Origin of the sequence: Bacillus arachidis (assembly GCF_030285945.1) — a bacterium.
Classification (GTDB): domain Bacteria; phylum Bacillota; class Bacilli; order Bacillales; family Bacillaceae_G; genus Bacillus_A; species Bacillus_A arachidis.
This window is the reverse complement of sequence record NZ_CP127376.1, coordinates 4,366,679-4,382,061: the sequence shown is the minus strand read 5'-3', so window position 1 is coordinate 4,382,061 and position 15,383 is coordinate 4,366,679. Positions and strand designations below refer to the sequence as shown.

The window sequence follows — 15,383 nt, the reverse complement described above, 5'->3', positions numbered from 1 at the left end:
CAGACCTTTTGGAGACGGCTTTTTTTATCTTACAGGTTCCATATATGATGAGTGAAATTCCATGCGCTCATAAACGATACAATCGCAAAGAAAATAATAATTATCCGTTGAATTGATTTAGGTACAACAAGTGGGATGATAGCATAAATTGGGAATAAAACACTTAAATATCTGAGCGTGCTATGCATCGGCAGACCGCGTGTACCAAAACTGAATATAAAAATAATCGTGATACATACAAAGAGCATTGCGCTAATACTTTCCCATTTTAAATTAGATTTCAAACGCCAAATATACCCAATTCCAAAAAAGGCGAATAATACTGCTGATATCCATAGCCCTTGTCTTATCTCTCTTATGTCTACAGTAAAGGCTGTATAAAAGCCTTCAATGATTTGAATCCATGGTAAAACGGCGTAATGATCCCAGTTTTCGGCTTGTGTCGTTGAGAAAACCAACGGATCTCCGAATACACGATATAGGTAAATCATATATCCTGTTAAGCCAACTGTACAACTTAGTCCCCATAACAGGGAATTTTTCACCAATTTCCAATTTTTATTCCATATGGACATAATAAAAAGGGTAAATGGAAAAATGCCGAATAATAAAGCTGGTGCTCGGGTGGATGTTAAAATGGCGGCAAATATATAAGCGTAAAGCCATTTTTCTTTTATAGCCATGTGAAGAGAAGCAAGGGAAAAAAGAACGATCCAGACTTCTGTATAAACGGTGGCATAATAAATTGCACAAGGATTAACTGCGAAAAGCCAAATGCCGGCTTTTATTTGGGAATCATTCATGTTACAGCGCTTGAAAAATTCCTTCAGTAAATATAAGCAAATAAAAAATGCGACCTGCGTCACTGCAATGACAGTATAGGGATTGCCAAAGACTTTGATTAGTATTGGTACAAATGGAAAAAACGCAGTAGCTTTTCTTGATTCATATCCATTTTCAGCGATTTCAATGTACCAAAGACTATCCCAATTAATAAGAGCATGCTTGAAGTGTTCTAATGTCACTCCTTCATGGAAGTTATTATAATAGGGTAATAAAATGGCCAAAATTAAAAGAAGATAATGAGCTAGAATGGGTTTTAACCACCAAATTTTTTTGTGTGGCTGTTCAGAGTATAAACGTCTTTTTTGTAATAGACTGTTGTGCATATATGTAACTCCTCAATTGACTTGGTATTTCTATCTTATCAGACATTTCTATTGTAAAATTAGGTATCTTATGTTTAGAAGCGGATACATAATTAAAAGTTTGAAAGTTCTTTTTATGTATTAAACAATATTGACCTCTAAAAGAACGAGCAAGTCGTTTTTAGAGGTCAATATTGTTTAAGTTATTTATTATATCCTACAATTTCATTTGTATCGATATCAACATATACTTCAACGTTTTTGGGTGCAGATGTATCAGATGGAAAATGAACGAGATAAACAGTCTTTCCTTCATATTCCTCATTTGATTGATGGCTATTATGCTTGTGAAATGTTGTTTTTGTCATTGTAGCATTTTCCCAATCACCAATAATATATTGCTTTTCTTGATTGGATAATTGATTCCAAACGGCCTTTTTAATACTTTTTTCGGTTTCTTGAGATTGATTGGAAGAGTTGCTCGAGCTATTCGCATCGATACAACCTACAAGTATAAAGCATGTAAAAAATATTGTGAAAAATAGATAGAATGTGTTTTTCATGATTCCTACATCGCCTTTCTATCCTCATAATGTATATACTTCAATTAGCAGAATGAAAATTCCTTTTATATGTAAAAAGAAATATAAGATTTTAAAGTGAAAATACATATAACATTCCAGCTAAGGCAAAAGATGTTTTTCCGGTTTCTTCAGATACAACAAGAATAAGGGCATCACTTACTTCGGAAAGCCCAATTGCTGCGCGATGACGTGTCCCTAATTTTTGATGCGATGCAAGTGTTTGATGTGATAGTGGAAGTATATTGGCTGCGGATATAATATGGTTATTTTTCACAAGAACAGCACCATCATGAAGAGAGTTTCCAGGATAAAAAATAGATTCTAACAATGGAACGGTTAAGTGTGCTTGTAGTTCTATCCCGGATTGGATAAATGATTCTACCGGTTGATCTCTTTCCACAATAATGAGAGCACCATGCCGTTTTTGATTGGATATGTAGTAATAATTTTTGTATATCTTCAACTTTACATAAAATACATTCATTATTATTGTCCAGTGCAGTTTGCATATCTTGAAGTGCAAAAGAAATATCTTTAATAGTTTCTTGAATATGCTGTTTCATTGTTTTTGTCAGTGCCCATTCTTGCATTGTATTCACCCTATTTAAGAATATATTTATTACGTATAGTTTTTCGTTCCATGCAGAAAGTATGCGTAAAGGAAAAGAATGTTTACATAGATTACATAGTTTTGTATATAAGGTAAGATTTTCTAGGGATATAAAATAGTATTGAGGAAAGCGTTATTTTCGCCATATAATGAGATTATGTTTGACTGAAAGGAGAGAGGAAAATGGATTGGACAAAAGAATATGAACGCTGGAGTAGTTTTGCGAATTTAGATGCAGAGTTAAAGCAACAATTAGAAGAAATGAAGGAAGATCCGAAGAAAATCGAGGACAGTTTCTATAAAAATTTAGAGTTTGGTACAGGTGGTATGCGCGGTGAGCTTGGCGTGGGAACAAACCGTTTAAATGTATATACAGTACGTAAAGCAACAGAAGGATTAGCACAATTTATTGAAAAACAAGGTGATGGAGCAAAGGCGCGCGGTGTTGTCGTTGCGTATGATTCACGTCATAAATCACCAGAGTTCGCAATGGAAGTGGCAGCGACACTGGGTGCTCATGGCATTAAAACATATGTATTTGAAAGTTTACGCCCAACACCGGAACTTTCATTTGCAGTGCGTTATTTACATACATATAGTGGAATCGTTCTTACTGCAAGCCATAATCCACCAGAATACAATGGATATAAAGTATATGGAGAAGATGGAGGACAATTACCTCCAAAAGAAGCGGATGAATTAATTTCGTACGTAAATGCGGTAAGTGATGAGTTAGTAGTAGAGATTGCGGATGTTGAGCAATTAAAGCAAAACGGTCTATTAGAAATTATCGGACAAGATGTAGATGATGCATATTTAGAACAATTAAAAACAGTGATTATTAATAAAGAATTAGTGGAAAAACATGGAGAAGAATTGAAGGTTGTCTTTACACCATTACATGGTACTTCTAATATTCCTACTCGTCGTGGTTTAGAAGCAGTAGGATTTAAAAGTGTAACGGTTGTAAAAGAACAAGAACAGCCGGATCCTAACTTTTCTACTGTAAAATCACCAAACCCGGAAGAGCATGCTGCATTTGAATTAGCAATTCGTTACGGTGAAGAAACGCAGGCTGATGTTTTAATTGCGACAGATCCAGATGCAGATCGTCTTGGTGTTGCGATTCGAAATCATGCTGGTGAATATCAAGTATTAACAGGAAATCAAACAGGTGCGTTAATGCTGGAATACTTATTATCTCAAAAGAAAGAAAAAGGTATATTACCAGAGAATGGTGTTGTCTTAAAAACAATCGTTACTTCAGAACTAGGACGTACAATTGCAAAAGCTTACGGGCTTGACACAATTGATACATTAACTGGATTTAAATTTATTGGTGAAAAGATTAAGCAATACGAAGAAAGCGGAGAATATGCATTCCAATTCGGTTACGAAGAAAGTTATGGATATTTAATTCGCCCGTTCTGCCGTGATAAAGATGCTGTTCAATCGGTATTGTTTGCATGTGAAGTAGCAGCATATTATAAATCACAAGGTAAAACATTATATGATGGATTGCTTGAAGTATTTGAGAAGTATGGATATTTCCGTGAAGGACTTGTTTCTCTAACACTGAAAGGAAAAGATGGTGCGGAGCAAATTCAAAATATGATGACATCTTTCCGTGAGAATCGACCAACAGAAGTAGCAGGTTTAAAGGTTACAATTGCTGAAGATTATAAAGCGAGTGTTAGAACAAAAGTTGTGGAAGAAGCTACTGAAGAGATTCATTTACCAAAATCAAACGTATTAAAGTATTACCTTGAGGATGGTTCTTGGTTCTGCTTACGCCCGTCTGGAACAGAGCCGAAAATTAAATTTTACTTTGGGGTGCAAGGCGATTCCTTGCAACATAGTGAAGAAAAGCTTGAGAATATTAAAAGCGATATTATGAATCGCGTTCAATAATAAAAGAAGCATGGACATGGAGATGTTCATGCTTCTTTTATTATTGAGTAGATAGAAATAGGAAATTTTCATATGAATGATTCATGGGTATACAATTGAAATTGTCACATTTTAGACACAAGCAAGGAATGCGCCGATATAAGTTCAGAATGAAATTTTTAAGTATTTATGTTAAAATTTTATTTTGTATGAATAAAGTTTGGGGATGAAAGTTAGTAAAATAAGTGATGATATAACTATCATTTTTAAAAAAGAGAGTTGAGTGTATGAAAGCATCTATTAAGCATTATGTATTTTTACATGTTGCCTTTTTTTTATACTCTATCATAATGGTGTATATGAAATGGGCAGCACAATTTTCAGTCGGTTCAATTTCTTTTCTTATGGCCTATATGGTTCTTGTTATCCTTTTGTTTGGATATGCAATTATATGGCAACAAGTCATTAAACCGTTTGAAATATCTAAAGCGTATTCACATCGGGGTGTTATTATTTTATGGGGGCTTTTATGGTCTGTAGTATTCTTTGGGGATACGATAAGATGGAATCACGTTCTCGGTGCGATCGTTATTATTATAGGGATTGTTGTGGTGGTAAAAGATGAATAAATTTGTTTTGCTTTATATTTTTGGTGTTATTTTAGCAAACTACTCCCAAATTTTACTAAAAAAAGCAACGTTAGTCACTTATGATACAAAGTGGAAAGAATATGTGAACCGATATGTAATAGTTGGATACTCTTTATTTGTAATTAATGCTGGTTTAAATGTTATTGCAATGAAAGGTGTCACATTAAAGCAAGCGCCTGTTATAGAATCGCTTAGTTACGTTATTATTTTAATATTCGGTTGGTATTTTCTTGGTGAAAAAATTACGAAAAGAAAAGTGGTAGGGAATATTATTATCATCATAGGAATTGCAATTTTTTGCATCCAATAATAGACGTATTGTTTCTACAATGTTTTTTGAAGAATTTTGATAAAAATAATAGGAGTGTTTTTATATGATAAACAGGAAAAAGATAATTATGTCTTTTTTTATAGTTTTGTGTGCAGTTCTTTATGTCCTTTTGACAGGACCTATTCATACTGTGAATAAAAGCCTTGCGTATAGTAACTATAAGATGACTGATTTAGCTGAAGGTGATGAATTAGTACAAGAGTTTCATTTTTCAGGTGAAAATCCGAAACATCTTTTATTACCTCTTACAAGTGATAGTTATCATAAAAATGTATTATTGGAGTATGAACTTTCGACTAAAGAGAAAGTAGTGAGTAAAGAGACAGTAGACTTAAGTAAATGGGGAGGAGAAGGGTATATTAAAGACCCTCATTTTAAAAGTAGTATTGTCATTCCACTTACCAATGAATTAAGTAATACTATGACGTTGAAAGTGAAAATAGTAAAGGCTGAGAATGGCCAAAAGGTGGGCATTCGTACAGGAGCATCATTATCGGACGGGAGATTGACTGTTAATGGTACAGAAGATAAAGGACAAGCAGTAGCAGCTAAAGTATCATATGACCAAATAGATTGGCTAAAAATTAGAAAAGCTGTAATAACTGCATTAGTTACTATAGTAGTGTTAGCGTTTATCGGGAAAAATACAATCAAGAATTTTGTTGTTGTGGCTGGAGCAATGGGAATCATGTTTAGCTTTAACAATCCGCTTTTTGAGGCAACAGATGAGAACTTTCATTTTGCAAAAGCTTATGATATTAGCTTAGGTAATCTTCTTTCTACAAAACAAGGTGATAAAGTAGGCGTTAACTTACCTGAGAATATAGATTATATGCCAAGGCCGAATCAATTTGAAACAACTTATGGGTTGCTTGCTAATGGTGAAAGGTATGATAGAGCTAAGAGTGAAATTTGGGATACTTATACTTTTGCAAGTAAAACAAACTTTGTAGAACAACCAACAACTGCAGTATACACACCAATCCCTTATATTCCACAAGCTCTAGGTTTGTTTATTGCAAATATATTAGGATTAAAAGCTTTTAGTGCTCTAATGTTAGGAAGAATTTTAAATTTAGCTGTTTACATCATTTTAACTGCAATGGCTATTAAAATAATTCCAAGATTGAAAAATACATTAGCATTTTTAGCTGCTTTTCCGTTATTTGTTTCATTAGCTGCATCGTTTTCAGCCGATGCAATACTTATGGGATTAAACTATCTCTTTATTGCTATTATGCTACAAAAACTGATGTGTTCGGAAAAGAACACATTGGGAGTTAGGGACTTTATTATCCCAACTGTGTTATTAATTCTTATTGTGTTATGTAAATTTACGTATTGGCCATTATCATTCTTGATCTTAGCGTTTATTGGAAGAGAACTATTCCGTACAAAACTGCAAGGTATTATTTCGTTTCTGTTGCTTGCCGGAATACCGGGTTTAATGATGAGTTCTTGGAATTTATTCGTCATGAAGTTTGTTGGAACTATTAATCCAAATGAAAAGATAAACCCTGTGGGCCAATTGCACTTCATTTTAGGACACCCAGTTGAAGCATTGAAAGCGTTCTTTGGCACATTTGAAACTGGATTGAGCATGTGGATGAACATGTTAAATCAAGTAGGGTGGGTAACACACTTGATGAGTGGGATTGTACTTATTAGTATCGTTGGTCTTGTAATGACAGCTATCTTTGATTATTCTGAGGACAAGTTTAAGTTACGTAACTTCGATTATTTAATTTTTATTTTAACAATTGCAAGTACAATTGGCTTAGTTATGTTAAGCTTGTATTTGACTTGGTCTGAAGTGGGTGCAGATTTCATTAGTGGATTGCAAGGGAGATATTTCTTACCTATTATTCCTATTGTATTATTCATATTCAATGAAAGAATGAATGTGAAACAGTATTCTGAATTGACAGCACAACGATCAGCGAAGTTAGCATGTTGGATGCTGCTATATGCCAATGTGTTTATGTTAGGGTATTTTTATTAAAATTAGTGGAGTGAGGGGATTAGACTTGTTTAAAAAGAAACTCATCATTATTCCTGCTTACAACGAATCGACAAACTTAGTACACGTTGTAGAGGATATAGAAAAGAATGCTCCAGATTTTGATTATGTTATCATTAATGATTGTTCAAAAGATGATACTGAGCAAATCTGTAAAGATAATAATTTTAACTATGTAAGTTTGCCAATTAACTTAGGAATTGGTGGAGGTATGCAGACTGGATATAAATATGCCCAGCGTTATGGATATGATATCGCTGTACAATTTGATGGTGATGGTCAACATGATGCAGCATATTTAGGGGATCTTCTTCAGGCGATGGAGGAGAAGCAGGTTGATATGGTTATCGGTTCACGCTTTATTAATAAAGAGGGTTTTCAATCTTCTTTCACAAGAAGATTAGGAATTCGTTTCTTTGAAAAGCTAATTAAAATTGTATCCGGAAAACAAATTACAGATGCGACTTCTGGATTTAGAATGGTGAATCAAAAGATCATTAATGAGTTTTGTGAATATTATCCGAAAGATTATCCAGAACCAGAGAGTATCGTGTCTGTATTAAGAAACAATTATCAAGTAGAAGAAGTTCCTGTGCTTATGCGAGAACGAATTGGAGGGACATCTTCAATTGTAAATTACAAAGCGATCTACTATATGATTAAAGTAACGCTTGCGATTACAATTGATAGATTGAAACCAAAGAGAAAGGAGAATGTTTCGTGACAATTCGCCTTCAAATTTTAATTATTTTAGGTGTTATAGTAGGACTAATGATCTTTACGAACTTGGTTCGTAAAGAGAAACTAGAATTGAAATATGTACTAACATGGTATGGTGTATTAATTGGTATTTTAATTATCGGGATTTTCCCTAAATCGATTGATGCTGTTTCACATGCTTTAGGGGTTGCTACGCCGATTAATGCGCTTTTCTTTTTAGGATTTATATTTGTTACATGTGTGTTATTCTTCTTAACTGTAGTTGTATCAAGGTCTTCTATTCGAGTTAAAGAATTGACACAAACTGTTGCGATTTATCAGTATGAAAATGAAAACATGAAAAAAAAGCTTGAATCAATGAACGATAAAGAACAAAAACAAAAAGTAACGATTGAATAATAAACGAATGAAAAAAGCCGTTAGTATGTATATATCAATGGCTTTTTTTTATTAATGGTCAATCATAATTGGTTACACAATGTTTGACTATCAATTACATGTATAAAGTGTCAAATGTAAAATAGAGGGCATGAAGTGACCTTGACGAATAAAGAGGCAATCATGTAGAATTTGTACGGAGTGTTTTTTACAGTTAGTGAAGAAAGTAACATGTAAAGCTTGTAATATGACACATAGATTACTAGATATATAATGTGGGAATTTGCGTATTTGGATAAAAACAAAATATATCCAATAAATATGATGTGGCAGGGAAAAGTAAGAAGAATAAATACTACTTGGATGAATGCGAATATAAACCAAGAACGAAAGAAAGAGGTTATAAGCATGAAAAAAGTAAGAAAAGCGATTATTCCAGCCGCTGGTCTTGGAACACGTTTTTTACCAGCAACAAAAGCAATGCCGAAGGAAATGTTACCAATTGTTGATAAACCAACAATTCAATATATCGTTGAAGAAGCTGTAGCAGCTGGTATTGAAGATATCATTATCGTTACAGGAAAAGGAAAACGTGCAATTGAAGATCACTTTGATAATGCGTTTGAACTAGAACAAAACTTATTAGAAAAGAAAAAATACGAGTTGCTTGAGAAAGTACAAGCTTCCTCTAAAATGGTAGACATTCACTATATTCGCCAAAAAGAACCAAAAGGTTTAGGACATGCAGTATGGTGTGCTCGTAAATTTATTGGTGATGAACCATTTGCTGTATTACTTGGAGATGATATTGTACAAGCAGAAAAGCCTTGCTTAAAGCAATTAATTGATGAGTATGAAAAAACACTTTCTTCTGTAATTGGCGTACAAACTGTTCCAGAAGATGAAACGCATCGCTACGGTATTATCGACCCATTAGAAAAAGAGGGACGCCGCTACCAAGTAAAGCAATTCGTTGAAAAACCAGCTCAAGGGACAGCACCTTCAAACTTAGCAATTATGGGACGTTATATATTGACCCCGGAAATCTTCCGTTTCTTGGAAGAGCAACACGTAGGTGCTGGTGGCGAAATTCAATTAACAGATGCAATTCAAAGTTTAAATGAGATTCAACGTGTATTCGCATATGATTTTGAAGGCAAACGTTATGATGTTGGTGAAAAGCTTGGGTTTATTCAAACAACAATTGAAATGGCCCTACAGCATGATGAGCTAAAAGAGGATTTACTAAAAATTATGCAAGAGCTTGTAACTGAACAAACGCTGTAAAAAATTAGTTCATTTATAAATATGTACGGTTAGACATAGTGGATTGGAGAATGAGGTATTCTAAGACAAACTTCCAGTTTACTATGTCTAATCTGTGCTTATAAATTATTCTTTATGAGAAAGTTTGAAAAAGAAAGGAGTATCTTCTTTGAAGACCATTACAATTTTAGTGCCGGCATATAATGAAGAAGAAGTATTAGATCAATTATATAGTCGGTTAACAGGTGTATTTCAAGGAATTCCAAATTATAAATTTGAAATTTTATTTGTGAATGATGGAAGTAAAGATCGTACATTAGATATTATTAAAGAATTTAGAGAACACGATGAGCGCATTTCATATGTGGATTTATCACGAAACTTTGGGAAAGAAACAGCGATGATTGCAGGTCTTGATCATGCAATGGGTGATGCTGTAATTATTATTGATGCAGATTTACAGGATCCACCTGAGCTTATTCCTGAAATGATTAAATACTGGGAAGAAGGCTATGATGATATATACGCTAAACGACGCTCTCGTGCAGGTGAGTCATGGGCGAAAAAATGGACAGCGGGTAAATTTTATGGCTTATTAAAGAAAACGACAAGAATCCCTATTCAGGAAAATACAGGTGACTTCCGTTTATTAGATCGCCGTTGTGTAGAAGCATTAAAGAAAATCCGCGAAACACAGCGTTATACAAAAGGAATGTTTAGCTGGATTGGTTATAATAAGAAAGAAATTTTATTTGACCGTGATCCACGTGCTGCAGGCGAAACAAAGTGGAACTATTTTAAACTAATGGATCTTGCGATTGAAGGGATTACATCCTTTACAACAGCTCCACTCCGTCTTGCATCATTCATGGGATTTACTGTTTCATTCGGAGCATTTGTCTACATGCTTTGGATCATTATTAAGACGCTTATGTACGGTGAGTCGGTAAGTGGATATCCATCCATGATGACGGCGATTCTATTCATCGGCGGCGTACAATTAATTTCCATTGGTATTATTGGTGAATACTTAGGACGTATTTTTAACGAAACAAAACAGCGTCCACTATATTTTGTAGATGAATATAACGATGACAAAGTAACAAATATAGATGGCGATAAAAAGATGGCAAAATTATATAGTGTAGAAGATCGTAAAGTAAAATCCAATCACTAGGGGATTATAAGTGTGAATAATAAAACGAAGGAAATATTTAATTATTTATTTTTTGGTGGTTTAACAACACTGATTAATATTGTAACTTATTTCATTTGTGCAACTTTAGTTGGAATGGACTATAAAATAGCAACAACGATTGCGTGGATTGTAGCTGTATTGTTTGCGTATATTACAAACAAAAAATATGTCTTCAATAGTCAACAAGCTAATTTGACTCATGCGTTGAAGGAGTTCTTTTATTTTATGGGATTTCGTATCCTATCGTATTTTATAGATCTCTTTGCGATGATAGCATTTATTGAATGGTTAGGTATAAATGATTTAATTACAAAAGTTATTGCAAATATTATTGTTGTTGTCTTTAATTATTTTGCAAGTAAGTATGTTATTTTTAGAAAGAAGACCGATGTAGAAAATGGTCAAAATGCTTAAAAAACAAATGGCTTGGCTTTATGCCGGCTATTGTTTTTTATACATATATTTTTGTAATAAATTATTAACAAAGAATGTTATGGAGGAGTATAATGCAAGCACTGTTAGATTTGTTTAAGAAAAAGAAGGTTTTATATACATTTGCTTTCTTACTTCCTTTTTCTATTTATGGTGTAGTTTTCATGTTACTTGGTGTGGCGCCATTTGGATCAAAATCAATCCTTGTAACTGATTTACATACACAATATGTACAATTTTACACGTACTTATATGATGTTTTCAAAGATGGAAAAAGCATATTTTATAGTTGGGAAGGTGGAATGGGCCTTAATTTTATTGGTGTATTTGCCTATTACTTAGCAAGTCCATTTTCCATTTTAATTCTCTTTTTTGATCGTGCACATATTCCGGAAGCGATTATGTTAATGACGTTATTAAAAGTTGGACTAGCTGGTGTAACAATGACGTATTATTTAAGTCATATGATGAAGCGCCGAGAAATTACAATTACACTATTTTCAACTTTTTACGCATTAATGTCATTTGTAACTGTGTATTCATTCTGTGTAATGTGGTTAGACGGGATTTATTTACTACCTCTCATTTTGTTAGGGGTTGAAAAACTTTTAACACAGAAGAAATATGGATTATTTACGTTTAGCTTAGCACTTACATTTATTACAAACTTTTATATCTCTGTTATGGTAGGGATATTTACGTTTATCTATTTTGTAGCACGTTTTTGTGTGCTGTACGACGTTCGAAATATAAAGTTATTCATACAAAGATTTGTTTGGTTCTGTATGGGAACAGGTTTAGCAGCAGGGATGTCTGCCTTTATTACCTTACCAACATATATGGACTTAAAGAGTAACTTTGTGGAACGTGCAAAGCTACCATTTTCTACAGCATTTAATTTTGATCTTGTAGAATTCTATACACGCTTCTTTAACGGAGTAATCGATACAACAGTAAATGGTATGCCAAACGTTTACGCTGGTGTTTTAACACTATTATTGCTTCCATTATTCTTTATAACAAAGAAAATTGCTTTAAAAGAAAAGATTGTATATGGAGCAGTTTTACTATTTTTAGTTCTATCGTTTGAAATCCCATTTTTAAATATAGCTTGGCACGGTTTTGAACCACCCACGAACTTCCCATATCGTTATTCATTCACTTTCTCTTTCATGCTCATTTTTGTTGCAGTTCGAACATTTATGGTGTTTGAAGAGGAGTTAATACCGGCTTTAAAAAAGGTTGTTCTGTTTAACATAGTTATGCTGTTGTTACTTGGGAATTTAGCTCCAAGTTATATACAATCGAATAAAATTATTGCAAATGTGTTCTTTATTGTTGTATATGCATTATTGTTAATTGCAAAAGTACGCTTGAAAAAAAATAAAGCAATGATCTCATTTGCTTTATTAGCCGTGGTATCACTTGATGTTGCACTTAATACAGTCTATATGGTTAAGTTAATGGGATATGAGTACGGTTATATTAATCGTCAAGAGTATGCTTCACCATATCCAAGATATGAAGAAACGATTCAAAAAGTCGCTGAAAAGGATAAAGGACTTTATCGCATGGAAACGACGCGAGGCGTTACATGGAATGACGCATTACGTTTTGGGTATAAAGGTGTGACGCATTTTAACTCCGTAGCAAACGGCCATTTAAACTTATATATGCAGGAGTTAGGCTATGGTTATTTAGAGGCTCTAATTTTACAAAATGGTAAAGGCATTATTTCTACAGATGCATTGCTCGGAATGAAATATATGATTTCAGATGAACCACTTAACAAGTATGGATGGTCTGAAATTGATCGTGTAGGTAAGAACTATGTATATGAGAATAAAAATGCTCTTCCATTTGGATACATGGTAAATAAAGAGGAATTTGATATAAAAGGAAAAGATAAGTTAAAGGTTCAAAAAATTAATTATGTAAATTCCTTTGAAAAACAAAATAAATTTATTGGCAAATTAAATGGACAAGATATTAGCTACTATAAACCACTTGAACCAATTTCTGTGGAATATAATAACCTATCCGTTGTAAACCGTGAAAAAACAAAGAAAGAACAACTTGAAGAACAAAAGAAAATAAAAGATACAAATCAAAAACCGATTCAATTGGTAAGACAACAAGCTGGACAAGAAGCTAGTATTAAATATATTTTTGATGTAAAAGGAAAACAACAGTTATATACAAAACTACGTGTAGATCCAACTGATGTAACAAAAGTGTATGTAAATGGAAAATCACTTGGTAAGAAGTTTACGGAGTATCCACGTTATTATTGGAATAACGGTATTCTTGATTTAGGTTATTTTGAGAATCAAAAAGTAGAAGTTGAAGTAAAAGTAGATCATCAGTCCATTGAGCTAGAACAACAATTATTCTATGGGCTTGATGTAGATGCATTGGATCAGCGAGTGAATGAATTAAAACAACAGCCATTTGACGTAACAAACTATACAGGTCGTACTGTATCTGGAAAAATTGATGTGAAAGAAGATGATTATTTATTCTTATCTATTCCATATGATAAGGGCTGGAAGGCGACTGTAGATGGAAAAGAGACGAAGTTACTGAAATTGAATGATGCGTTCCTTGGATTAGATTTAGAAAAAGGAACACATACAGTTGAATTAAAATATACTTCTCCAGGATTTGTAATAGGAGCAATCGTTTCTTCTATTAGTTTATTTGTTACATTGTTACTTGGTTTCGTGTTATCAAGAAAACAGAAAAAATTATAATATAAAAAGAAAGAGGACTACTGAAATATCAGTAGTCCTCTTTCTTTTTCAATATACATCCAGCTGTGAGAAAGAAATATATCATAAAGATTCCATTCTCTAAGATATTATAAAAAGCACTTCCGACGATAGCGCCGACGCATAAATATAAGAGGAGGGGACCAAATGGTGCTTCTTTTCTATATTCCCAAAACAGCCTTAAAAAACCAAATGCAAATATAGCGCATAGGATGACTCCAATGAGGCCCGTTTCAGCAAGGATCTGAATGTACTGGTTATCCGAATAAAAATTCCATGTAATATTGTACTGCTTATAAATTGGTGAAGAATGTGTTTGAGTAGCTGCATCACCAAATGTACCGAAACCATATCCTGTAATCGGTTTGTCCTTGAAAATTTCTATTGCTTTTTTTACATAATAGATTCGTCCATCTTGCTTACTTAGTTCAACAGTTTCTTCGGATAAAGCTTCTGAAAAACGTTTAGCTCCGAGAGCATCTCCTTCTAAATAATTCGTCACAGAAGAGATACCTGCGGCACACAAGGATGATATTAGCAGTATGGAAAGTAGTGATTTCCAATACGGTATACGTCTATAAACGATGATATAAAGAACTACAAATATCATCACTGTTAAAAAAGCGCCACGTGAATATGTTAATAATAACGTCGTTGCGATAAGCGTGAGTCCTATATAGACAATATATTTCATTTTGGTTGAAGCATCTCGCAATAAATAGAGAGAGATGAGAAATGCTAATATTAAATAAAGCGCTAATTCATTTGGACCGCCAGCCATCCCATATATACGTATTTTATTTGTAGGGGCTAATACGAGTTCTTTCCATGCCTCTGGAAGCAACATACTTCGTAGAGAGAGTTTTTCAATTAAACCTTGTATTGAAATAATAATGGAAGCGATGAAAGTTATTTTTGCAAAAAATAACAAATCATCATGATGGAAAGAAAGCCGCGATACAATATAGAATACAAAGTAAAATAGTAACAGGGTATGTAACTGCATTACAATCGCTGTAAGAGAAACGCCATTTACTATTCCTAAAATAGATCCGAATAAACAAAATACAAAATATGCAATTTCAAAGTAATGAAATGAAAATAGCTTTGAAATATTATGTCGATATTGTAAAAACAATTTACATAACAAAGAGAGAATAATGAGAGAACCGATCAATTTGAATCCAGCGTTATAGGCTGTAAGAAAAGGACGCATCGGAATGAATAATAGTAAATAAGCAATACCGAGCTTTTCATCTCGGAAAGCAGAGACTGCTAATAAAGCTGAAATGAATAGCCCGGTATAAGGTGATGGGAATAACAACCCTAATGTAACAAAGAAAATGCTGAGCAGTATATAATGAAATCGAGTAAGGTGTATCATA

General features: G+C 33.4%; 13 protein-coding genes and 1 pseudogene. 10 read left to right on the top strand and 4 right to left on the bottom strand.

Annotation, left to right across the window (positions count from 1 at the left end; translation table 11 throughout):
* Positions 1–29: 29 nt before the first annotated feature.
* The 3 genes and pseudogenes from QRY57_RS24275 to QRY57_RS24265 form a co-directional block, all read right to left on the bottom strand.
* A complete protein-coding gene (locus QRY57_RS24275; RefSeq protein ID WP_286016317.1) occupies positions 30–1,169 on the bottom strand; it encodes a mannosyltransferase family protein in 1,140 nt (379 codons plus the stop codon).
* Positions 1,170–1,351: 182 nt separating this feature from the next.
* Positions 1,352–1,711, bottom strand: a complete 360-nt coding sequence (locus QRY57_RS24270) for a hypothetical protein (RefSeq protein WP_090693895.1) — start codon at positions 1,709–1,711, stop codon at positions 1,352–1,354.
* 91 nt (positions 1,712–1,802) lie between these two features.
* Positions 1,803–2,322, bottom strand: a pseudogene (locus tag QRY57_RS24265) (diadenylate cyclase).
* Positions 2,323–2,525: 203 nt separating this feature from the next.
* Here QRY57_RS24265 and QRY57_RS24260 point away from each other — a divergent pair.
* The 10 genes from QRY57_RS24260 to QRY57_RS24215 all read left to right on the top strand — a co-directional run bounded on the left by QRY57_RS24260 (position 2,526) and on the right by QRY57_RS24215 (position 13,980).
* A complete protein-coding gene (locus tag QRY57_RS24260) occupies positions 2,526–4,253 on the top strand; it encodes a phospho-sugar mutase (RefSeq protein ID WP_286016316.1) in 1,728 nt (575 codons plus the stop codon).
* Positions 4,254–4,519: 266 nt separating this feature from the next.
* Entirely contained in the window at positions 4,520–4,861 is a 342-nt protein-coding gene (locus tag QRY57_RS24255; RefSeq protein ID WP_208016420.1) for an EamA family transporter, read from the top strand.
* Complete coding sequence (locus QRY57_RS24250; RefSeq protein WP_090693890.1) at positions 4,854–5,192, top strand: EamA family transporter; 339 nt, start codon at positions 4,854–4,856, stop codon at positions 5,190–5,192. The genes QRY57_RS24255 and QRY57_RS24250 overlap by 8 nt, the downstream gene beginning before the upstream one ends.
* Before the next feature lie 64 nt (positions 5,193–5,256).
* Positions 5,257–7,215 carry a DUF2142 domain-containing protein gene (locus QRY57_RS24245; RefSeq protein WP_286016315.1) on the top strand — a complete coding sequence of 653 codons (1,959 nt, stop codon included), beginning with the start codon at positions 5,257–5,259 and terminating at the stop codon, positions 7,213–7,215.
* Between the two features lie 25 nt (positions 7,216–7,240).
* Positions 7,241–7,957, top strand: a complete 717-nt coding sequence (locus tag QRY57_RS24240; protein WP_286016314.1) for a glycosyltransferase family 2 protein — start codon at positions 7,241–7,243, stop codon at positions 7,955–7,957.
* Positions 7,954–8,352, top strand: a complete 399-nt coding sequence (locus QRY57_RS24235) for a DUF2304 domain-containing protein (RefSeq protein ID WP_026594236.1) — start codon at positions 7,954–7,956, stop codon at positions 8,350–8,352. The genes QRY57_RS24240 and QRY57_RS24235 overlap by 4 nt, the downstream gene beginning before the upstream one ends.
* A 387-nt stretch (positions 8,353–8,739) precedes the next feature.
* Positions 8,740–9,618, top strand: a complete 879-nt coding sequence (galU, locus tag QRY57_RS24230) for a UTP--glucose-1-phosphate uridylyltransferase GalU (protein WP_286016313.1) — start codon at positions 8,740–8,742, stop codon at positions 9,616–9,618.
* A 148-nt stretch (positions 9,619–9,766) separates the two neighbouring features.
* The gene (locus QRY57_RS24225) at positions 9,767–10,774 is read left to right on the top strand and encodes a glycosyltransferase family 2 protein (protein WP_026594238.1); all 1,008 of its coding nucleotides are present in this window, start codon (positions 9,767–9,769) and stop codon (positions 10,772–10,774) included.
* A gap of 12 nt (positions 10,775–10,786) precedes the next feature.
* A complete protein-coding gene (locus QRY57_RS24220) occupies positions 10,787–11,209 on the top strand; it encodes a GtrA family protein (protein ID WP_026594239.1) in 423 nt (140 codons plus the stop codon).
* A 92-nt stretch (positions 11,210–11,301) separates the two neighbouring features.
* Positions 11,302–13,980 carry a YfhO family protein gene (locus tag QRY57_RS24215; RefSeq protein WP_286016312.1) on the top strand — a complete coding sequence of 893 codons (2,679 nt, stop codon included), beginning with the start codon at positions 11,302–11,304 and terminating at the stop codon, positions 13,978–13,980.
* Between the two features lie 28 nt (positions 13,981–14,008).
* Here QRY57_RS24215 and QRY57_RS24210 read toward each other — a convergent pair whose 3' ends face one another.
* Positions 14,009–15,382 (bottom strand): O-antigen ligase family protein, encoded by a 1,374-nt coding sequence (locus QRY57_RS24210; protein ID WP_286016311.1) that lies wholly within the window; start codon positions 15,380–15,382, stop codon positions 14,009–14,011.
* Between the last annotated feature and the right edge of the window lies 1 nt (position 15,383).

What these genes read in the sequence shown, in the direction of transcription:
- QRY57_RS24275 (WP_286016317.1), bottom strand. Translation starts at nt 1,169, where the DNA reads ATGCACAACAGTCTATTACAAAAAAGACGTTTATACTCTGAACAGCCA.
- QRY57_RS24270 (WP_090693895.1), bottom strand. Translation starts at nt 1,711, where the DNA reads ATGAAAAACACATTCTATCTATTTTTCACAATATTTTTTACATGCTTT.
- QRY57_RS24260 (WP_286016316.1), top strand. Translation starts at nt 2,526, where the DNA reads ATGGATTGGACAAAAGAATATGAACGCTGGAGTAGTTTTGCGAATTTA.
- QRY57_RS24255 (WP_208016420.1), top strand. Translation starts at nt 4,520, where the DNA reads ATGAAAGCATCTATTAAGCATTATGTATTTTTACATGTTGCCTTTTTT.
- QRY57_RS24250 (WP_090693890.1), top strand. Translation starts at nt 4,854, where the DNA reads ATGAATAAATTTGTTTTGCTTTATATTTTTGGTGTTATTTTAGCAAAC.
- QRY57_RS24245 (WP_286016315.1), top strand. Translation starts at nt 5,257, where the DNA reads ATGATAAACAGGAAAAAGATAATTATGTCTTTTTTTATAGTTTTGTGT.
- galU (WP_286016313.1), top strand. Translation starts at nt 8,740, where the DNA reads ATGAAAAAAGTAAGAAAAGCGATTATTCCAGCCGCTGGTCTTGGAACA.
- QRY57_RS24215 (WP_286016312.1), top strand. Translation starts at nt 11,302, where the DNA reads ATGCAAGCACTGTTAGATTTGTTTAAGAAAAAGAAGGTTTTATATACA.
- QRY57_RS24210 (WP_286016311.1), bottom strand. Translation starts at nt 15,382, where the DNA reads ATGATACACCTTACTCGATTTCATTATATACTGCTCAGCATTTTCTTT.